At 52.5% G+C, this 20,069-nt stretch carries 16 protein-coding genes; 2 read left to right on the top strand and 14 right to left on the bottom strand.

What is annotated here, in order from left to right; all coding sequences use genetic code 11:
• Window positions 1-54: 54 nt before the first annotated feature.
• The 7 genes from FGS84_RS06740 to FGS84_RS06710 all read right to left on the bottom strand — a co-directional run bounded on the left by FGS84_RS06740 (window position 55) and on the right by FGS84_RS06710 (window position 9,480).
• Window positions 55-1,239, bottom strand: coding sequence for an iron-containing alcohol dehydrogenase (locus tag FGS84_RS06740; protein WP_138306908.1), 1,185 nt, complete (start codon window positions 1,237-1,239; stop codon window positions 55-57).
• 69 nt (window positions 1,240-1,308) lie between these two features.
• Window positions 1,309-2,697, bottom strand: coding sequence for an MATE family efflux transporter (locus FGS84_RS06735; protein WP_138306907.1), 1,389 nt, complete (start codon window positions 2,695-2,697; stop codon window positions 1,309-1,311).
• A gap of 451 nt (window positions 2,698-3,148) precedes the next feature.
• On the bottom strand, window positions 3,149-3,994 hold the full coding sequence (locus FGS84_RS06730; RefSeq protein ID WP_138306906.1) for an HAD hydrolase-like protein: 846 nt from the start codon (window positions 3,992-3,994) through the stop codon (window positions 3,149-3,151).
• 33 nt (window positions 3,995-4,027) lie between these two features.
• Window positions 4,028-5,350: an ABC transporter substrate-binding protein gene (locus tag FGS84_RS06725; protein ID WP_138306905.1), complete on the bottom strand. Its 1,323-nt coding sequence runs from the start codon at window positions 5,348-5,350 to the stop codon at window positions 4,028-4,030.
• Between the two features lie 41 nt (window positions 5,351-5,391).
• Window positions 5,392-6,522, bottom strand: coding sequence for an ABC transporter ATP-binding protein (locus FGS84_RS06720; protein WP_138306904.1), 1,131 nt, complete (start codon window positions 6,520-6,522; stop codon window positions 5,392-5,394).
• Window positions 6,523-6,540: 18 nt separating this feature from the next.
• Window positions 6,541-8,406: an iron ABC transporter permease gene (locus FGS84_RS06715; protein WP_138306903.1), complete on the bottom strand. Its 1,866-nt coding sequence runs from the start codon at window positions 8,404-8,406 to the stop codon at window positions 6,541-6,543.
• Window positions 8,407-8,469: 63 nt separating this feature from the next.
• The gene (locus tag FGS84_RS06710) at window positions 8,470-9,480 is read right to left on the bottom strand and encodes a LacI family DNA-binding transcriptional regulator (protein ID WP_138306902.1); all 1,011 of its coding nucleotides are present in this window, start codon (window positions 9,478-9,480) and stop codon (window positions 8,470-8,472) included.
• A gap of 319 nt (window positions 9,481-9,799) precedes the next feature.
• On the opposite strand from FGS84_RS06710, the gene FGS84_RS06705 reads away from it, so the two are divergent.
• The gene (locus tag FGS84_RS06705; protein ID WP_138306901.1) at window positions 9,800-11,074 is read left to right on the top strand and encodes a M23 family metallopeptidase; all 1,275 of its coding nucleotides are present in this window, start codon (window positions 9,800-9,802) and stop codon (window positions 11,072-11,074) included.
• Between the two features lie 171 nt (window positions 11,075-11,245).
• On the opposite strand, the gene FGS84_RS06700 is transcribed toward FGS84_RS06705, so the two are convergent.
• The 6 genes from FGS84_RS06700 to deoC all read right to left on the bottom strand — a co-directional run bounded on the left by FGS84_RS06700 (window position 11,246) and on the right by deoC (window position 18,564).
• Window positions 11,246-12,067, bottom strand: coding sequence for a response regulator (locus FGS84_RS06700; protein WP_138306900.1), 822 nt, complete (start codon window positions 12,065-12,067; stop codon window positions 11,246-11,248).
• 35 nt (window positions 12,068-12,102) lie between these two features.
• Window positions 12,103-13,800: a sensor histidine kinase gene (locus FGS84_RS06695; protein ID WP_138306899.1), complete on the bottom strand. Its 1,698-nt coding sequence runs from the start codon at window positions 13,798-13,800 to the stop codon at window positions 12,103-12,105.
• 63 nt (window positions 13,801-13,863) lie between these two features.
• Complete coding sequence (locus tag FGS84_RS06690) at window positions 13,864-15,516, bottom strand: iron ABC transporter permease (RefSeq protein WP_138306898.1); 1,653 nt, start codon at window positions 15,514-15,516, stop codon at window positions 13,864-13,866.
• On the bottom strand, window positions 15,506-16,627 hold the full coding sequence (locus FGS84_RS06685; protein ID WP_138306897.1) for an ABC transporter ATP-binding protein: 1,122 nt from the start codon (window positions 16,625-16,627) through the stop codon (window positions 15,506-15,508). The genes FGS84_RS06690 and FGS84_RS06685 overlap by 11 nt, the downstream gene beginning before the upstream one ends.
• Window positions 16,628-16,725: 98 nt before the next feature.
• Window positions 16,726-17,844: an ABC transporter substrate-binding protein gene (locus tag FGS84_RS06680; RefSeq protein ID WP_138306896.1), complete on the bottom strand. Its 1,119-nt coding sequence runs from the start codon at window positions 17,842-17,844 to the stop codon at window positions 16,726-16,728.
• Between the two features lie 54 nt (window positions 17,845-17,898).
• Complete coding sequence (gene deoC / locus FGS84_RS06675) at window positions 17,899-18,564, bottom strand: deoxyribose-phosphate aldolase (RefSeq protein ID WP_138306895.1); 666 nt, start codon at window positions 18,562-18,564, stop codon at window positions 17,899-17,901.
• A gap of 285 nt (window positions 18,565-18,849) precedes the next feature.
• Here deoC and FGS84_RS06670 point away from each other — a divergent pair, with 285 nt between their 5' ends.
• Window positions 18,850-19,119 carry a hypothetical protein gene (locus tag FGS84_RS06670; protein WP_138306894.1) on the top strand — a complete coding sequence of 90 codons (270 nt, stop codon included), beginning with the start codon at window positions 18,850-18,852 and terminating at the stop codon, window positions 19,117-19,119.
• 99 nt (window positions 19,120-19,218) lie between these two features.
• Here FGS84_RS06670 and FGS84_RS06665 read toward each other — a convergent pair whose 3' ends face one another.
• The gene (locus FGS84_RS06665; protein ID WP_138306893.1) at window positions 19,219-20,037 is read right to left on the bottom strand and encodes a YdcF family protein; all 819 of its coding nucleotides are present in this window, start codon (window positions 20,035-20,037) and stop codon (window positions 19,219-19,221) included.
• Window positions 20,038-20,069 lie beyond the last annotated feature (32 nt).

Genomic DNA, 20,069 nt, shown 5'->3' with positions numbered 1-20,069 from the left:
CCTTATTGTTTCCTGGTATGCCAAACTCCTGCGGACACTGCATGCCCATGCTCCCTACTCCCCCATGGCCATCCTGTAAATTTCCATCATCTCTTCCTTGCCCAGTTCCCGTATACCCGGCAGGGTGCGTTTACCCATGTTGGTGCATTTCCAAGCCATCTCTTCCAGGCGTTCTTCCTCCACGCCCAGTTCCCTCAGGGAGGAGGGCATACCCAGACTCTTGTAAAAATCCTCCGTGGCCCGGATTCCCGCCAGTGCCGTGTTCATGGGACAGTCAAAATCCATGTCTATGTTCCACACCTGGACCGCATATTGGGCAAAACGGTTTACATCGGAAGGACACACAAACCTGGCCCAGGATGGCCACAGAGCTGCCAGACCAGCCCCATGGGCAATGGAGGGGTACATGCCGGAAAGCTCATGCTCCAGCTGGTGCACCTGCATGAAGAAATTCCTTCCTGCCCCTGTCAGTCCGTTATGGGATAGGCTTCCTCCCCACATAAGGGCGGCCCTGGCCTCATAGTTATCCGGCTCCTTATCGGCAATCCTGCCAGCCTCCACCGTGGATTTTAACAGGGCCTCGGCTATTCGGTCCGTCAGATTCGTGTCCCTGGTCTTGCTGAAATACCGTTCCAGGGTGTGCATCATGATGTCCACCGTGCCGCAGGCTGTCTGGTATCTGCTTACCGTGCAGGTCAGCTCCGGGTTGCAGATGGAAAACAGGGGGCGGTGGGTCAAGCTGTTAAAACCCCGCTTAAAGCCATTTTCTTCGTTTGTAATCACACAGGAAGCGCTCATCTCGCTGCCGGATGCAGACAGGGTGAGGATAACGCCGACCGGCAGGGCCTTGGCCGGAACCGCCTCCTGGCGGAAATAGGTCCATACATCCACATCCGGATTCCCTGCGCCGTCTGCTATACACTTGGAAGAATCAATCACGCTTCCTCCTCCAACAGCCAGCACCAGGTCCACTCCCTCCCTCAGACACAGGCTGATGCCCTCCTTTGCCTTTGCCAGGGTGGGATTGGCCTGCACGCCCCCCAGCGTTACATACTGTATTCCCTCCGCCTCAAGGGCACCTGTAACCGCATCCAGAAGTCCTGTCTTCTTAGCGCTGGCCCCGCCGAAATGCACCAGCACCTTCTTAAATCCATATTCCTTTACAATCTTTCCTACCTGCAGATGGGTATCCTTTCCGAATATCATCCTGGTGGGTGTGAAAAACTCAAAATTCTCCATTATGTAAACCTCCTTCATGCCGCGTTTATTGCTGTCTTCATTATACATAAATCAGGGGTTTTTTTCCACTTAAATCTGCTGTCTGTTTTTCCCTTGCCCTTCTTTTGCCTCTCCCATTTTCTTTTCCCATCTTCCCCACCTGAAATACCAGGCTCCTGCCAGGGCGGGCAGCAGGGGCGAAAGGGCCTGCCCCAGGCATATTCCCGTAAACCCAAGCCCCATCAGGGAACCCAGCAGCCAGCTGAGGGCCAGGCGCGCCACCACAGAGTCAAACAGGGAGTTGGCCATTGCCACATAGGCAGCTCCCACGCCGGTGGCAAAGGAATCGTAGGTATACATGACCGCATATACCAGACTGTTGGCACAGCAGCAGATGCGCAGATACAGGACGCCGTATTGGACCACAGCCTGGTCAGAAGGCGCAAACAGGGACAGGATGGGGACCGCATATACCTGGACTGCCAGGACCGCGCACAGCGTAACCGCCAGATTAATCGCCAGCCCTGTCCTCACTGTCTCCCTTACGCGTCCCGTCTCACCTGCCCCCATGTTCTGGCCCGTCATGGCTGTCACAGCCTGCCCCACAGCCCAGCAGGGCATGCCTGCAAAGGTATTGACTTTGAGTCCGATTCCCGCAGCGGCAGCCACCTCCATGCCATGGGCATTGAACATACCGGTTATCAGCAGATAGGAGAGATTGACCACCACCATCTGTACGGCGGACGGCAGCCCCACTGACAGAATGGATACCAGCCTGTCCCATTTTACAGCAAAGCTCCTCCGCCTGAAATCAAAGACAAAATCCCGCCTCCGCAGATGAACCACGGAAACCGCAAAGGACAGGCCCTGGGAGAAAACAGTGGCATAGGCAGCGCCCTTTGTCCCCATCCCCCATACCCCCACCAGCAGGATGTCCAGTATGATGTTCACCGCCGTTGCCACCAGGACAAAATACAGGGGGCTCCGGGAATCCCCCATGCCCCGCATGACGGCGCATACAGCATTGTAGCCAAAGACGCAGATGGTCCCGCAGCAAATGATAAACATATAGTCACAGGCATCCTTCATGGCGGCCTCCGGCACGCCCAGCAGTCTGAATACAGGGGGATAGACGGCCAGCCCTGCCAGTGTCACCAGCACTGCAGCCCCGGCCGACAGGGAAAACAGGGTGCCTATGGTTTCCCTCTGTCCCTGTCTGTCCCCTGCGCCCTTGCACCTGGCTGCCAGAACTGTTCCCCCCATGGTCACGCCAGTACAGATGGAATTGATAATAAAACTAATCATGGACGCGTTGCTGATTGCAGCCAGCCCTGTGCTGCCCACCACATGTCCCACCACCAGCATGTCCACGATACTGTAAAAGGACTGAAGAAGATTGGCAAAAAACAGCGGGATTCCAAACCGGATAAGCTGTTTTGTGATATTACCTGCTGTCAGGTCCTGTTCCATAAGATTCATAATATTTTCCTCCGAATAAAGTAAAAGCAGAAGGTCCCGCATTCCTGCGTTAAACCTTCTGCTTCCAGTGTTTCCTGCGCTGAAACCACGCAGTTCCTGCTCCCATGTCCGCTCATGGACATACGTCCCCGGACCGCGCAAAAGGCCGCAGACGAAACATCGCTGCGGCCCGAAAATACATCATTCACTGCACGGCAAAGCCTGCTAATGGAGATACGCTGATTCCATTAGACCATGTACTTAAAAATCAAGCTCTGCCGATGAAGCGCCAGGGACTGTCCCTGTCCTGTCTTTTACTCCGTACAATGCTTCATCTTATCCATTTGTCCGGAGCGCATCCAATACACAGTTTCATGATGTTTAACCTTTTCGAATTCAAATATGATTCTTTTATTGTAACCTGCCGCGCAGGAAGTGTCAAGGCCGGCTTCTCCGCTGATTATACCGCTGATTATCCTGACAGATTATCCCGGAACTCCCTTACCATCTGTTCCTGCCATCCCCCTCCATAGGTCCCCCTGGCCAGCCTGGCCAGTGCCTCGCCGGGGAACCGGCGCCACGACATCTCCTCATGCTTTACCAGGATGGGATAATAGAACACCCCGTTGTCCGCCGCAGCCTCACAGTCTCCCGGGGCATCCCCTATCATCAGCACATGGTCCGGGGCATAGCCTTTTTCCAGCAGGGCGTGTATGCAGGCGGACTTTGACCCGGCGTCCTGGGACAGGACCACGTCCACATATTCCATAAGGCCCTGCCTCTGCCATTCTTCCTCCACGGCCCTCTGGTTGGCGGAGGACACCACTGCCACATCCGCCATCCCGTGAGCCGCCTTAAGGGCTTCCCGCACACCGGCAAAGGCGCGTTTTGCTTCCTCCGGCAGGGTGCCGATTCTCCGGTTTACTTCCTCGGACCATTCCAGAGCCTGACGGTATATCTCTTTTCCGGTCAGGTCCCACTGGGCCTTTACAGCGGGATTTGACAATTCAGCCGCTTCTCCGGTCCATAGGACAAAGGCTTCCACGTCCGGCACTTCCTTATATTTCCTGTCAATCTCTTCCAGAATCATGGCCAGACCCTTGAAGCGGTTGATTCCTCTTGTCATGGTGTAAAGATTAATCTCATCCCAACGCTTCAGTATCTCCGGCTCCCACTGGGAAAGCCCCCATACGGGAATCAGGCAGGGCCCGAAACAGGTTATATGTTTTGTGTCCATGGTATCCATGGCACAGCCGTCTGAATCGACGCAAATCAGATATTCCTTTTGCTTCCTGTATCCCTCTAATATGTCCGGCATCCGAAGCTCTCCTCTCCTTTACGCCACTGCGGATTAACGGAACTGGTACCAGTAGTCCTGTACATCCTGCAGGTTTTTATAGACGAAGTCATAATTAATCATCCAGAGCTTCATATCCTCCAACGGAACATTGCCTTCTGCCGGGGTGGTTTCAGGGCGTACCGGCCATCCTCCGATGGTGTTGAATGGTTTGATTCCATTTCCGTTTCCATCCTCGCCGCCTAACAGATAGCGGATCAGCAGCTTTGCTCCGTTTGGATGGGGCGCTTCGTTTACAACTGCCACAAAGTTCATAAAGGCCACGCCGGATACAGGCTCCATCTTAAGCGGCTCGGATTCGATGTTCCAGCCCTTGTCAGCGCGCTCCCGGTACTTGGAGGATGGTGTGTAGCCAATCAGCTTGGATTCCTTGCCCTCTCCCACGGACTGGATAACCTCGTTGTTGGAGTCAAAAATAACCGGGTCATTTGCCAGTACGCGCTTCATCCAGGCATGTGCTGCCGTTGGCTCGTCGTCAGCCAGCACAATGTCCTCGCCGTAGCACGCCTTATAGGCTTCCGCCATCTCGTCCGCATGCTCCACCATGGTGGTGAACAGCGCCATGTAGCTTACCGTACCGATTGGATTCTGGAGTACAAAGCTTCCCTTCCATTCCGGCTTTGTCACATCCCACCAGTTGGTAATGGGTGTCTCCGTATAGACGCCGGTATTGTAGAACCACCAGTCAGTTTCAAAGTACAGGGGCGTCATATCCTTCAGATATTCCTGGTTCACATTTTTATAAATGGATTCAGGACGGTAATTGTGCAGGATTCCCTTGTTAAAGAAGTTAATCATGTAATCCCCTGTCTGCTCCTTGGAGTGGATTACGTCAGCCGTGCGGATTCCGGAATTATACTCTGTGCCCAGCTTGGTGGACATATCATTAGCATTGATATCATATACCTCCAGAGTCATACCCGGATAATCCTCCTCAAAGCTGGCCTTTACCTTTGCCATACGGCTGGAAATGGAGTAAATGACTACTTTTCCGCCCTCCTCATCCAGTGCCTTCTTATACAGCTCATCCGAGGTTTCATCCTCATACAGGCCGGCATCCACAGCCCACTGCTCCTCCGGTGTGGCCGCCGTATTTTCCCCTGCCGCCTTTTCGCCGGCCTTATCTCCCGCGTCCTCTTTCTGTGCCTCCTTTTCTCCTGATGCTTCCCCGGCCTTGCCCTCATCTGCTGCCTTGGCCGCTGTGGTGTTCTCGGAAGCAGCCTTCGTGTCCTCAATTTTCTCACAGCCCGTAAGTGCAGACGCAGCCATAATGCCTGCCAATGCCAGTGCCAATAAACGTTTTCCTCTTCTCCTCATGATATCTTCTCCTTTATTTTATTTGATTGCATTTCTATCATTTACTGTGCATCCATGACAGCCAGCTTTGCCAGCCTGCCGCTGTCTTTGCAGAATACATTCATCTTATCCGGATTAATCCGCAGCCACACCTTCTGGTCCGGGCTATACTGTTTAAGGCCGTTCTGCTTTGACAGAATACGTTCCCCGCCCACTTCCAGGTAAATGGTTGTCTCTGAGCCGGCAGGCATCACGGAGTATACCTCCGCCTCTATGCTTCCCTCTGCAGGTCCGTCCAATATCTCCACCAGCTCCGGCCTCACCCCCACCACTGCCTCAAAGCTTCCGCTGACCGGAGCAGCCTGGGTAAAGGATGCGCTGCCAAAGGACACAGTGCCCAATACGGATTCCACTGTCATGGTGCCGCCTGACACCTGCGCCTTTCCCGGAAGGAAATTCACCTTTGGATTGCCGATGAAATCAGCCACCCGCAGGGAGGCCGGGTTCTGGTACAGCTCCATGGGAGGCGCCACCTGCTCCAGCACGCCCTCAAAGAAAATGGCTATCTTGGTGGACATGGTCAGGGCCTCTGTCTGGTCATGGGTTACATAGATAATGGTGGTGCCCAGCTCCTGATGGAGCCGTTTGATTTCACTTCGCATCTCGATTCTCAGCTTTGCGTCCAGGTTGGACAACGGCTCATCCAGAAGCAGCACCTCCGGCTCCGACACAATGGCCCTGGCTATGGCCACGCGCTGCTGCTGGCCGCCGGACAGCTCTGACGGATACCGGTCAATAAACGCCTCAATCCTCATCCGCTTTAAGGCATTTTCAACCTTTTTACGTATCTCCTCCTTAGGAACCTTTGCCACCTCCAGGCCAAAGGCAACATTATCAAATACCGTCATATGGGGCCAAAGGGCATAGGACTGGAACACCAGGTTTAAATGGCGCTTTCCCGGCTCCTCATAAAACTTTTCAGGCGCATTGACAATCTCCCTGTCCCCCATGTACATATATCCTTCCTGGGGTTTCTCCAGGCCGGCCACCACGCGCAGCGTAGTGGTCTTGCCACAGCCGGACGGCCCCAGCAGGGTCATGAACTCCCCGTCCTCAATCACCAGGTTGATGTCCTTTAACACATGGTTCTTGCCGTAATATTTATTGATTCCTCTTAATTCAATTCTGCTCATCTTTCATATCCTCCTGCATTAAAAGCCCTTGGTGATATCCGCGTCCGTAAAGGTATTGGCAAACCAGTAGACGAAGAATACCAGTACAAACATAACGATGGTCACGGCACTTGACAGCTGTATCAGGTTCTCTGCCGAATAGGCATAGGCCATATAGGGCAGCGTCTGCTGGCTGGGCGTCATGAGTATGACTATCAGGTCCAGTTCCTTCATGATGCTGATGAACACCAGCATGAATCCGCTTATCATACCGCCCTTTGACAGGGGGAACACAATCTTAAAGAACCTGCGCAGGAATCCTGCATTTTCCACCTGGGCGGCCTCCTCAAGCTCCGTACTGATTTGGAGCATATTGGACGTTCCTGCCCTGGAGGCAAAGGGCATGTTCTTCACCACCGCAATCAGCACCAGCAGGGCAAAGGACCCGTACAGGGACGGCACCAGGGTGATGCGGTAGCCGAACATTTCTATTTTCTTGGCCGTTGCAAAGAGGGCCAGGTACATGGCGCCAAAGGCAATGGACGGAATCAGGTAAGGTATAAACACCAGCTGCTCCACCAGCTTTCCTGAGAACAGCTTGCGTCCCCTGGAATTGATATAGCCGATGAGCTGTCCGAACACGGTTGCGAACAGGGAGGTAAGCACCACCAGCTTAATGGTATTGACCACGTATTTCATAAACTGCGGATTCTTAAATATGCCCGGCTCACCCTGGTCGATGGTGGGAACCGAACCTCCGGTCCAGTAATGAAGGGTAAAATTGCTGAGGCTGTAGTTGCCCGGCTCCAGCATAAAGGACTGGTACAGCAGGATGACCACCGGGAACACCACGGCCACCGCAATAAAGGCAATGAGGATTCCAACAATGACCGGTCTCCACTTTCCCAGTCTGATGGGATTGCTCCTGCTTCCCTTGCCTCCGATGGTACTGAAGGATTTTCTGGAGCCAATGGCCTTCTGGTTCAGGAACACGCTGAAGGATGCAATGGCAATGAGAATCAGGGATATGGCAAACGCCACCCGGTTCTGGCCGTTCTGAATGGAGTTGTACATGGTGGTGGATACGGTGTAGTATCCAATCTTAAGGCCTAAAACCGATGGTACGCCGAAAGTACCCATGGCCTTTGAAAAGGTCATGATGACTGCCGACAGGATGGCCGGCATCACCAGGGGAAAGGTAATCTTTGTAAGTATCCTGGCCTTGCTGGCTCCCAGGATTTCCCCCATTTCCTCCAGTTCTGAGTTGATGGAGCTGAGGGCTGAGGACACCAGCAGGTAGGCGTAGGCGTAATAGTGGATGACCAGCACCACGATAATGGCAAATGGCCCGTAAGCCAGCCAGTCCGGCGTCTGGATTCCCAAAAATCCCAGAAGACCCTGGGCGCCGCCCACACGCTCATTCTTGAAAATGGTAAGCCATGCCATGGACTTGCACCAGGATGGTATCATATAGGGAATGATAAGGGCCAAAGAAAAGAATTTCTTATAGGGCAGGTCGCTGCGGACCATGAGCCATGCCAGCAGGGAGCCCAGGGTGATTCCAAAGGCAGCCGTGCACACGGATATCAATAAGGAATTCTTAAGGGGCGTCCACAGCATTTTCTGGGAAATGCTGCTGGTCAGGACCCGTTTCCAGTAATAGAGGGTAAACATCCCCTCCTGGCCCCCGTCCACTCTGGCTGCATCCGCGCCTGCCAGGGTAAGTGTCTGTATAATCATCTGTCCCAATGGAATCAGAATCAGATAAACCATGAATACCACGGAAATGACCACCATGATATTGTAAGGATTCTTTACAATGCTTCCTGCCTGGTTCATAAGCCGGCGTTTCCTAGAAAACTCCGGGACGCCGCCTTTTGTTCCGGCCTTTGTGTCTGTCTGCATACTGCCTGCTCCTTTCTGTTGCCTGCATACTCTTTCATATCAGCCCTTGGTTTAACCCTTGGTTCAGCCCTTGCAGGAACGCCGCTCCACCAGCCGCGGTTCCAGTTTTACGGAAGCCTTGCCCCCCACAGGCGCACCCTCCTCCACCATTCCCAGCAGCAGCTCCACGGCTGTTTCCATCTGTTCTTCGTGGGAAACCGCCACCGTGGTCAGCTCGATGTAGGGAAGCTCCTCTGTTATATTATCAAATCCAATGAGAGAAAAATCCTCAGGTATGCGGATTCCATTCTCCCGGCATGCCTTGACAATCCCGTTGGCCGTGGCATCGCTGGCAGCCACGATTCCGTCCGGCATGGCCAGTCCGCTCTGAAGGAAATGCTTGAAGTGGTTGTATCCCCTCTCAAAGCTGGTCCGAAAATCCAGATTGCATTCATATATCTGGGCGGGAATCCGCTTTGCCCTGGCTGTCTCCAGAAAACTGGTTGCCCTGTACCGGTGGGCCAGACGTTCCGGCTTAAATCCTACAAACAACAGGTTACGGCATCCCCTGGATATGAGATACTCGGTAGCTATCCTGCCTGCCTGTTCCTCGTCAGCGCAGACATAGGGAATCCCGCACTGGCCCGTAAGCTCATTGAGCGCCACCATGGGTACATTGTGTATGAATTCGGCCATGCTCTCCGTGCTCCTGGGACCAATGGGGAATATGAGGATTCCCTCCACCTGGTGTTCCGCCAGGAGCTTCAGATAATCCCGCTCCGCCTTCAGTTCCCGGAAGCTGTTGCACAGCAGCACCTGGTAGCCTCTCTTGTGGGCAGCGTCCGATGCCTTCACCATGAGTTCGGAATAAAAAGGGCTCATGATATCCGGCATGATAATGCCTATGGTCTGGGTCCTGCGCTTCACAAGACTCCGGGCCAGGCCGTTGGGCGTGTAGGAAAGCCGTTCGCATACCCGGAGTATCCGGTTCCGGTTTTCCTCACTGATACCGTCCATCCCGTTTAATGCCCTGGATACAGAGGCGATGGATACCCCTGCCTCCCTGGCAATATCTTTGATTGTTACTTGTTTCATAATAGGCCTTCTCCCCAATTCTCCTGTTAAAGAATGGTTTTCGTAAACGTTTACGTATGAAAATATTATACCATCAGCGGGATTTTCCCGCCATTTCCAGAACCAACAAAATGCACAGGTACCCCTATGCATTTTGCATAATAATTTAGACATTTTTTCGTAAATTTTACGGCCGTATACGTTTACGGCCAAAAGAAGAAAGTTTTTCTTTTGTATAAATTGCCCCCGCCCCCCTGATTCATGCATAAAACGGCATGGACAGGCATAAGATTGCTTTAGGACCCATATTTCCCGAAAGGGTGTCAGGAGGCGGTATATCATGAGATTCTTCCGAATGCTCCGGGAGCATTTACATATCAGTACAAAGACCGTGATTTACGGTGAAATGCTGGTGCTGAGCCTGCTGTGTCTCGGTATCTTCCTATTTAAGACAGACCCGGGCCAGGCAGTGATGAGCCAGGCCTCCAGGCTGGCCGGATACATGAATCCCCTGGAAAGCATGGACGGCCCAGGCCCGGACAAGGCAGGGGCAGATAAATACAAGGATAAAAGCAATACCCATAACGCAGACCAAAAGAAGGATTACATCAAATGGGTGGACTTCGGCGTCACTTCAGAAGCAATGAACCAGGCATTCCGCCTTGATGTGGACACCTGTCAGGCAGATATCCATCTGAACTGGGTGGATTTACTGGCCTATCTGGGAACCCGCTACGGCGGAGACTTTTCCAAATACAAAGCGGAACACATGACTGCGGTGGCTGAAAAGCTGAAAAACGGCGAAACCACCATGGAAGAACTGACAAAGGACATGAAATACTACTCCTACTACCGCCAGGCTTACGGGGCTGTATTGGACGGCATGGTAGGGCAGTTTGAGGCTGAAATTCCTGCGGGCGAGGCCCCGGCTGCCTATCTTCCCTCGGGCGTGGCCGGAGGCACTCCCGGGGACCCTGCCACGGTGTGGGTGACAAAATACGGACTCAAGGCTTTTTCCCCCATTGCAAAAGGCTTTCCCTACAGTGATTTTGACGACTTCGGCGTGGCCCGCAGCTACGGCTTCAAGCGCCAGCACCTGGGCCATGACATGATGGGCCAGGTTGGAACACCGGTGGTTGCCGTGGAATCCGGCTATGTGGAAGCCCTGGGCTGGAACCAGTATGGCGGCTGGCGGCTGGGAATCCGGAGCTTTGACCACAAGCGCTACTATTATTACGCCCATCTGCGCAAAAATTACCCCTACCAGTCCGGGCTGGAGGTAGGCAGCGTGGTGCAGGCCGGGGACATTATCGGCTATCTGGGACGCACCGGATACAGCCATACGGAAAATACCAACAACATCGACGAACCCCATCTCCACTTTGGCCTGGAGCTGATTTTTGATGAATCCCAGAAGGACAGCAACAATGAAATCTGGGTCAGCTGCTATGAGCTGGTAAAATTCCTGAACCTGAACCGCTGCGAGGCAGTGAAGGTGGAGGGAACAAAGGAGTGGAAACGGGTATACGGCATCAGGGACCCGCTGGTTCCGGCGCAGCCGGCTACGCCGTCCCAGGCAGGGCCTTTGGCGGAATCAGCAGAAAAACCGCTTTAGCTCACTCCCGCCGGGCGGCGTCCCTTCCCATATCCTGTATTCCGCCAAAAAGGCGCATCCTCTTTTGCATGTCACATGCAAAAAAGCTGCGCCTTTTATTTACCTGCGGTGCCCATTACCCGCGGCCTGTCTCACACCCTGGTCCCATCGTCCCTTATACGGACCACCGTTTCATCCACGGCTTTCTTTCTCTCCCACCACAGCCACGCCGCCGTTCTTTAAAAACTCCGACGGCGTCACATTGGTGTATTTTTTAAACACGCTGCAGAAATGTTTATACTCGCTGAATCCCAGTTCGTCCGATATCTCATAAATCCGCATGGTGCCCTGGTTCAGCATGTTCAGGGCTTTTTTAATCCTGTACTGGTTTAACAGGTCCACAAATGTGGTGTTAAGCCCTGCCTTCAGCTTCCTGCTGAGATAGCTGGTGCTGACCCCCAGGCTTTCCGCCACCTGGTTGATGCTCACCTTTTCCTTATAATGCTGTTTGACGAACTCATAGGTCTTCTTTACGTAGGGGTCCATGCTGTTCTTTGCGCTGTCAAATATCTTCCACTCGTCATAAACAGTCAGAATCCTGTCCTGGGATATCTTCTCGATTTTCTCGTACTTGCTGGCATAGGCTATCTGCTGCCGGATTTTGTCCAGGGATTCCTTTAACTCATCCTCGTCCACAGGCTTTAGCAGATAGTCCGTAACCCCCATATGGATGGCCTGCCGTGCCAGTTCAAACTCCGAATAGCTGGTCAGCACCAGACTGTAAAAATGCTGTTCTTTTATGGCTGTCTCTATCATCTTAAGCCCGTTCATCTTAGGCATCTTGATGTCGGTCAGCACTATATCCGGCTGTTCCCTCCGAATGGTTTCCAGCCCCTCTGCCCCGTCCTTGGCCGTGCCCACAATGATGCAGCCCATATCCAGCCAGTTCAGGGCAAAAGTAAGCCCCTTTCTGATGATTTCCTCATCCTCCACAATCACTACTTTTAATAACATGACAGATTCCCCCATCTTTACGCCGGGAGTGTGCATCACTCCTCACATGGTACCCGGAGCGTCACCACTGTCCCCTCTTCCATTTTACTGTCAATCCCAACTCCATACCTGCTTCCATACACCAGGCGTATTCTCTTATGGACATTATAAATACCGATATGGTCTGTCTGGTTCTGCCCCTGTTCCAGATTGGCCCTCAGCTCCCCTAAGAGCTCAGGCCGTATTCCCACGCCGTTGTCCGCTATGATGACGGAAAGGACGCTGTTTTGTATTCTGGTCCGGATGCGAATCTCCAGACAGTCCCTGTCCTCTCCAAAACCGTACTTAATGGAATTCTCCACAATAGGCTGCAGGGTCATCCTTGGTATGGACGCACCCTTGCTGCCCTCCTCCAGGTCAATGCTGTATTTTAACCGGTCCCCGTACCGGTACAGCATAACCTGCAGATACCGGCTAATGAAATCCATCTCCTCCTTCACCGTCACCACATCCTTGCCGTTCTGGATGCTGTAGCGCAGCATCCTGGACAGGCTGACCAGCATTTTCTCCGCCTCCCCCGGCCCGAACTTTATCATATACCGGATGGATTCCAGGGTGTTGAAGAGAAAATGGGGGTTGAACTGGGACTCCAGAATCTGGACCGTTGCCAGCATATTTTCCTTTGCCAGCTCCTGATGCCTGGCCAGCAGATGGCGTATGCTTCCAATCATGGTGTTGAAGGAATGTCCGATGCGTTCAAACTCATCCCCGGAGGTGATTTCCAGGGACACATCCAAATCCCCCTTCTCCACCTGGTCCAGGGCGCCTATGAGGTCGTATATGATTTCCGTTTTCTTGTCCGCCACCTTGCCCGCGCTGCGGTAAATGGCCAGGGTCACTGCCAGTGCCAGGAACCCCACCAGCACCAGGGACATAAAGCACAGCTGTACAAAGGAAGTGCAGTCATATATGACCTGTACTGAGGCCTCCTTATCCAGCACGGACACGCTGTTGGTATAGTACCATCTGTTATCCAGGTGCACCAGGTTGCCGCCGTCCCGGAATTCCTCCACCAGCTTGCCCCGGTCATTCTGAAACCTGGACACTCCGTCTGTGAACAGCCGGTTGAACTTATTAATCAGCAGCACGGGCTGCTCCATGTTTCCCAGCCGTTCCTTAAAGGCATCGGCCTTCAGCACAAAACCGCTGTAGCCCTGAAGCCTGCCGTCCTTTACAACGGTCTGGAACATGAGCCACGCCGGAAGCGCCCTGCCGTCCACCACCGTGTTGTCGTAAATGAAGATACAGTCATTTTTACTGTCATTCCGGTCCGTTGTGTTCCAGGGCAGGTAATTGCCTATGTACTGTATGACGCTGGCCTGGCTGTTGGTGGAGAAAACCAGATTCCGTTCCTGGTCAAACAGGTAATAATCCCCCCTGTAGACCTGGCTGTTAAGGAACCGGTAAATGTCCGACACGGTCTCCGTCTTATAGGAGGGCTGTCCCTTAAAAAGCCCCACATCCAGGGTCCCGGCCACCTTCTTGTTCTCGTCCACATAGCTGTCAATAACGCCCTCAAACTCCCTGGAAAAATGGTCCTGCATGGTGCTGCTCTTGCGGATAATCTGCTGGGACCCCACTGCGGTAAACACCAGAAGAAGGACCACCAGCGATATAAAACAAGGTGCAAGCGCATGGAAAATCAAACTTTTCCGGATTTCGTCCCTGAAACATGTTTGTTTTCGCTTCTTCATACGCCTGCACCTTTTACCGTTAATTTTGTACAATACTGCACAGTTCAGTTTATCATATGACAGCTACATTGTCACGTCCTTATTGCCTGACACCTTGAAGAAGATGAGCAGGGATACCACGGTGGTAACTGTCAGTATGGTTGCCAGGGCAGCGGCGGTACCGTAGCTGGCCCGGATAACCTCATTGTAAATGGCCACTGACATTGTCCTTGTGTTGGCCGTATAGAGCATGACGGAAGAACTGAGTTCATTAATCAGCGTAATCCAGCTTAATATGGCGCCGGACGCAACGCCGGGAAGCATCATTTTCGCCGTCACCTTTACAAAGGACATGGAGGGCGAATCCCCCAGGCTGATGGCAGCCTCCTCCATGCTCGGGCTGATTTGATAGAGGATGGCGGAGCTGGAGCGCAGCGTATAGGCCTGTCTCCGGATGACCAGGGATATAACCATGATGATGGCAGAACCAGCCAGCATCATAGGAGGATGGTTAAATGCAATCAGCAGCGTGATACCAAGGACAGAACCCGGTACGATGTAAGGGAACATGGCGATGGTATCTATTGCGTTGGTGAGCCAGCTCTTGCGCCTCACTGCCAGGTAAGCAATGAGCATGCCCAGGACCACGATGATTACAATGGCTGCCAGGCAGTACAGATATGTATTCTTGATGGACTGGATGGCAGTGGAAAACACCTTGCGGTAGCTTTCCAGGGAAAAACCATCCACAAACACCTGCATCTTGGTAGCGCGGAAGGAGGTATACACAACCATGCACTGGGGTATGATGGAGGTGGCTGCCAGCAGATAGATAAACAGGTGGATGAAAAATCCCTTGATGCCATGGACTTCCTTGGGCTGGATGGGCCTCATGGAGCTCATGGTAAAGGACTTGGTGTTCACATACCATTTCTGCAGCAGGAACACTGTCGCAGTGACTACCACCATGATGGTTGCCATACATGCTGCAAAGTTGGCGGAGCCTCCTGTCTCTCCCACGAACTCGGAATATACCAGGGTAGGCATGACGCGGTATCCCTCGCCAATCAGGGCAGGCGTACCAAAGTCAGCCATACAGTTCATGAACACCAGCAGGGCTGCCGCTATCAGGGTCGGGGTTACCAGGGGCATGATGACGGTAAATACCTTTTTCAGTCCTCCGCATCCCAGGCTCTCCGCGGCTTCGGACAGGGCCACGTCTATCTTCTTAAGGGCCCCCGACACATACATATAGATAAACGGATACAGCTTAAGGGCAAACACCAGCAGCATTCCGCCAAAGCCGTAAATGGACGGCATATGGATACCCAGGCCCTTTAAGAACTGGGTCACGGTTCCGCTTCTACCCAGAAGCAGTATCCAGGAATAGGCGCCGATGAAGTTGGGGCTCATCATTGAAATGATGAACAGGATTTCCAGCACTCCTTTACCCTTAATCTTATAGAACGACATAAAGTAGGCCAGGGGTACCCCCAGTACAATGGCTACCACAGTCACGCTGAAGGTCAGCTTAAACGAGTTGAGCAGTGCGCTTTTATAGTATTTCTTTGAAAAGAACCTGGCATAGTTGTCAATGGTCCACACCCCTGTCTCCGTGTCCTTGAAACCGCTTAAGAAAAGGCTGATAAGCGGATAGAGAAGGAAGAGGGCAAACAGGGCAATGATGACCACTGTCACGATGGTCCAGAAGTCCCACCTGATTTTCTTATTCGTCATATCTCTTCACATCCTTTATCAGACTCTGTTCCATGTCCTCGGTGAACACGTTGATTTTATTGGGGTTCGGTCTAAGGCGTATCTTTTCTCCCACTCCGAAGATGCGGTCCACATGGCCCAAATCCTGGGAGTATTCAATGCTGGGCTGGTCATCCAGCACCATGCCGTCTTCAAAGCGCAGGAAGTAGTTGGTGTATTTGCCAAGGAAGGTCCTGCTGATGATTTCGCATTCCATGCCTTCCGGATTCAGGGAAAATTCCTCGGGACGGACAGACACCACCACCTTCTGCCCCTCTGCCACTGTATCCACCAGGTTGGGCATTTCCACATGGTACCCGTTTGCAAACACAACCGAAGGCACGCTTCCCTGTTTTTTTATGGTTCCGAAAAAGAGATTGGAATGGCCGATAAAGGTGGATACAAACGCATTGTAGGGCCTTGCATAGATGTCCTGGGGACTTCCAATCTGCTGGATAATGCCCAGCTTCATAACTGCAATCCTGTCTGAAATGGCAAGGGCTTCCTCCTGGTCATGGGTCACGTAAACCGTGGTAATACCCACCTGCTTCTGCACATCACGGATGGCGCTGCGCATCTCAATACGCAGTTTGGCATCCAGATTGGACAGCGGCTCATCCATAAGAAGCACCTGGGGATGGATAACAATGGCCCTTGCCAGGGCAACTCTCTGCTGCTGGCCGCCGGACAGACGCTCCGGCAGACGGTCCTGGTATTCATCAATTTTTACCACCTTCAGGATTTCATCCACCCGCTCCTTCATGTGGTCCTTTGGCACCTTGCGGATTTTCAGGCCATACTCCACATTCTGACGGACCGTCAGATGGGGAAAGATGGCATAGCTCTGGAACACCATGCCGATGTTCCTTTTCTGGGCCGGTATATCATTGATGACCTTGTCGTCAAACTGAATGGTTCCCCCTTCTATGCTGTTAAATCCGGCAATCATGCGCAGCAGGGTGGTTTTGCCGCATCCGGATGGTCCCAGCAGGGTAAAGAATTCACCATTTTTTATATAGGCGGACAGGTCCGGTATAATGGTCAGGTCCCCATATTTTTTCACTACATTGTCAATTCCAATTGAAACACTCATACGTTTCCCCTCAATTCCTCTAAAATGAAGGGGGCTGACATATTAAGCCACGCCCCCGATGTATGTACTGTTATGCAACACCTGATGTCCGGATTTGTTTACTCTGTAAACAGCTCCTTAAACGCATCCAGCCACTCAGACTTGTGTGCCGCGGTGTCTGTCTCGTCGTCCTGGATTACCTTAATCTGGTCCATGGGAACCATGGCGTCTCCTGCCTCCACATCCTTGCGGATGGTTCTTCTGTACTGGGTATTATTCATGAATTCCTGTACGTCCTTGCTGGTGAGCCAGTCCACAAACTTCTGGGCATTGGATTCATTGGGGCAGCCCTTGATGATGTATACGCCGTCGCCGCGGAAGATAACGCCTTCGCTCATATAAACGGTCTTGACCGGCGCGCCGGCGCCCACATACTGGGCAGAACCCTGCTCAAAGGTAAGTCCCACGGTGTATTCTCCGTCTGCAACGCCCTTATACACTGCGGAAGAACCGCCTAACAGCTTGCCGTCCAGCTGTGCACAGAACTGTTTTACATAGTCCCATCCATTGTCAGGATTGCCGCCGCCCATTGCGTAGAGCATGTTTACCAGATGCTCAAAGGAAGAGGAGGAGGCCGCAGGGTCTGCAAATGCAATCTTGCCCTTTAATTCAGGATTCAGCAGGTCCTCATATCCCTCAATCTTGATATCGCCAATCAGGTCCGTATTCACCATGATAACAGACGGAATGGTGTCAAAACGTGTCAGATTGCCCTCTGTGTTCTTATACTCATCATAGAACGCATCCTCGTTGGTTGTGACGTAATCCGCAAAGTATTCGCTCTTATTCTTCACGGTTCCAATGGTCCCTGACCAAAGGATGTCTGCCTGGGGGTTATCGGCTTCTGTCTGGATTCTCTTAAGCGCGTCGCCGGTGCCCATGGCCAGGCACTCAGCGTCAATCCCCGTGTCCTCCTCGAACATGGCCAGCATGGAATCAATCATGGACTCTGTAAGAGGGCTGTAGATAATCAGCTTCTCGTCGGCTGAACCAGAGCCTCCCTCTTCCTTCTTTGCCTCAGCAGACTCATCCTTCCCTGCCTCTGCACCTGCCTCTGCCTTGGGCGCCTGGGTGTCAGCGCCTTTCTCTGTTGCAGAACCTGAACCGCCTGAACAGCCTGCCAGGCTGACAGCCACTGCTGCTGCGCATAAAACCGGAATTATTCTTCTTTTTTTCATTACCTTTATCCTCCTTTAAACTTTGTTAATATGGTTTATGTTTGATATAAGAAATCAATAGGTTCCCGCTTCCTGTCCGCTTAAAAGCCTGAGGGCGGAGCTGGTGCCTATACGGTCGCATCCTTCCTCCAGGAACATTTCCAAATCCGCCCTGGTCTTCACGCCTCCCGCAGCCTTAATCTTCACGCCCTCGCCAATGTATTGCTTAAATAACCTGACATCCTCAATCCTGGCACCTGCTGTCCCGAATCCCGTGGAAGTCTTTATATAGTCGGCCCCACCGTCCGTTACGCATTTGCACAGTTCTCTTTTCTCATCCTCTGTCAGATAGCAGGTTTCGATGATTACCTTTACCACATGGTTCCCCGCTGCCTTTTTGACCGCCTCGATTTCACGTGTGACCCTGGCAAACCCGCCGTTTTTCACATCACCGATGTTTACCACCATGTCCACTTCCCCGGCTCCGTCCGCCAGGGCCTTCTGGGTTTCGTAAACCTTTGTCTCCGTGGTGTTGTATCCCAGCGGAAACCCGATGACCGTGCACACATTCAGCTTGTCCCCATAGGCTTCCGCCACCCGCTTTACATAGCTGGGAGGTATACAGACGGAAGCCGTATGGTTTTCAATGGCTTCCTCACAGAGTGTCCGTATTTCATCCCATGTTGAGACTGCCTTTAACAGCGTATGGTCCACATGGACCAGAATCTCTTCCCTTGTCATACCCATCCCCCTGTCTTTTCCGTGTTTGTTTGTAATCTCATTATATCCTCTCACTGCCGCCTAAACCATCCGTAATCCTGGCAAATTGTCCAATATTCTGAACTCATCCTGTGTTTTTGTATATATTGTAGATAATTCATAGTCTTGATTATCCATTGGATATTTTCTGATGGAATTTATTGTGAAATATGATAAGATATATACAGAACCTGATTTTATTACAGGCGGACGGCCGCCGGCAGACAGCCCTGTCCCGGTCCTCCGATGACAGAATAGGAGGCATCCATGTTCGGTAAAAAGAAAAAAGCAGAAGTGTTTATGACCAACAATCTGGAATTGTACGCCACCGTACAGCAGGCCCTGAAAGCCGGACAGATTCCTTATGAAGTAAAGGTTGTCAATACAGGCGCCCGGAGCAGGCGGACCGGCATGCTCATGGGCAGGCTGGGCGAACGGCTTGAGCTGGAAATCCAGTACTATATTTATACCCCCAGCGAATATGCTGAGAAGGCTAAGTACGTGATTGACGAGTATAGGAAAAAACAAAAAGGCTGAAACGTAATCAATCCGCCGATTACTGTTCCAGCCTTTTTATTTTTCAGCTGTACCTCCGCCTGTAGGAATTCTGAATATAATAATGCAGGAGGACCGGCCTTAACTGAAATGTTTCCAGAACCCTGCTCCGGTGTGGAAACGCCCAAAACCAAAATCCACGGTAAAGGCCAGCCATTCCCGGACCATGTAATGAGGCAACAGGATACCGGAGAAGGGGGCTGCAATCCCCGTCACATGCTCCCCGCCTGCGGCCCGGGCTGTCACCACGGCCCGGAACACATGGAAGTTGCTGGTTACAATGCCCACCCGTTTGTCTGTTCCACCTATGAGTTCATAGCTGTTCTTTATATTTTCCGCCGTTGTGGTGGAGTGTTCCTCCTTCACAAGCCGGTATGGGGCGATTCCCTCCGCCTCCATAAGACGGGCCATGCACTCTGCCTCAGTTATGGCCTCCCCAGGTCCCTGACCTCCGGAAAGCACTGCTTTGGCACCCGGGTTTTCCTCAAGATACCGGATGGCTGTCTCTGTCCTGGAGCGCAGGGCCGGACTGGGCTCCTCCCCATACACACCGGCTCCCAGCACAATCAGATAGTCTAACCCCGCTGTCCCCTTTGACATGACACCGGAAAAAACCAGCGCCTCCACTGCGCAAAAATACAGAACCGCCGCCAGAAACAAAGCGCCTGCAGCACGCCTGCTCCATCTGTGTCTGAACCAGGTCCGTCCCTGTCTCTTCATCCGCCAATCCAGAAAACCGGCTGCTGTGAGCAGAATTCCCACTGCCATCCAAATCCAAAACGCGGACAGGCGGAAACTCCTAAGGATTCCGCCCAGAATATAATAAACCATACAGAGACTTCCGGCAGCCATAAGGCATATGGATTTTATGTTGCGCTGCGTTCTTCCTTCTCTCTTCATTCATTCCTCCCCTGTTCAATATCACCTCTTTC

It is taken from the genome of Clostridium sp. 1001271st1 H5 (assembly GCF_005845215.1).
Taxonomy (GTDB): domain Bacteria; phylum Bacillota; class Clostridia; order Lachnospirales; family Lachnospiraceae; genus Enterocloster.
The sequence above is the reverse complement of the archived record's forward strand: the minus strand, read 5'-3'. Positions and strand labels throughout refer to the sequence as shown.

What these genes read in the sequence shown, in the direction of transcription:
- FGS84_RS06740 (WP_138306908.1), bottom strand. Translation starts at nt 1,239, where the DNA reads ATGGAGAATTTTGAGTTTTTCACACCCACCAGGATGATATTCGGAAAG.
- FGS84_RS06735 (WP_138306907.1), bottom strand. Translation starts at nt 2,697, where the DNA reads ATGAATCTTATGGAACAGGACCTGACAGCAGGTAATATCACAAAACAG.
- FGS84_RS06730 (WP_138306906.1), bottom strand. Translation starts at nt 3,994, where the DNA reads ATGCCGGACATATTAGAGGGATACAGGAAGCAAAAGGAATATCTGATT.
- FGS84_RS06725 (WP_138306905.1), bottom strand. Translation starts at nt 5,350, where the DNA reads ATGAGGAGAAGAGGAAAACGTTTATTGGCACTGGCATTGGCAGGCATT.
- FGS84_RS06720 (WP_138306904.1), bottom strand. Translation starts at nt 6,522, where the DNA reads ATGAGCAGAATTGAATTAAGAGGAATCAATAAATATTACGGCAAGAAC.
- FGS84_RS06715 (WP_138306903.1), bottom strand. Translation starts at nt 8,406, where the DNA reads ATGCAGACAGACACAAAGGCCGGAACAAAAGGCGGCGTCCCGGAGTTT.
- FGS84_RS06710 (WP_138306902.1), bottom strand. Translation starts at nt 9,480, where the DNA reads ATGAAACAAGTAACAATCAAAGATATTGCCAGGGAGGCAGGGGTATCC.
- FGS84_RS06705 (WP_138306901.1), top strand. Translation starts at nt 9,800, where the DNA reads ATGAGATTCTTCCGAATGCTCCGGGAGCATTTACATATCAGTACAAAG.
- FGS84_RS06700 (WP_138306900.1), bottom strand. Translation starts at nt 12,067, where the DNA reads ATGTTATTAAAAGTAGTGATTGTGGAGGATGAGGAAATCATCAGAAAG.
- FGS84_RS06695 (WP_138306899.1), bottom strand. Translation starts at nt 13,800, where the DNA reads ATGAAGAAGCGAAAACAAACATGTTTCAGGGACGAAATCCGGAAAAGT.
- FGS84_RS06690 (WP_138306898.1), bottom strand. Translation starts at nt 15,516, where the DNA reads ATGACGAATAAGAAAATCAGGTGGGACTTCTGGACCATCGTGACAGTG.
- FGS84_RS06685 (WP_138306897.1), bottom strand. Translation starts at nt 16,627, where the DNA reads ATGAGTGTTTCAATTGGAATTGACAATGTAGTGAAAAAATATGGGGAC.
- FGS84_RS06680 (WP_138306896.1), bottom strand. Translation starts at nt 17,844, where the DNA reads ATGAAAAAAAGAAGAATAATTCCGGTTTTATGCGCAGCAGCAGTGGCT.
- deoC (WP_138306895.1), bottom strand. Translation starts at nt 18,564, where the DNA reads ATGACAAGGGAAGAGATTCTGGTCCATGTGGACCATACGCTGTTAAAG.
- FGS84_RS06670 (WP_138306894.1), top strand. Translation starts at nt 18,850, where the DNA reads ATGTTCGGTAAAAAGAAAAAAGCAGAAGTGTTTATGACCAACAATCTG.
- FGS84_RS06665 (WP_138306893.1), bottom strand. Translation starts at nt 20,037, where the DNA reads ATGAAGAGAGAAGGAAGAACGCAGCGCAACATAAAATCCATATGCCTT.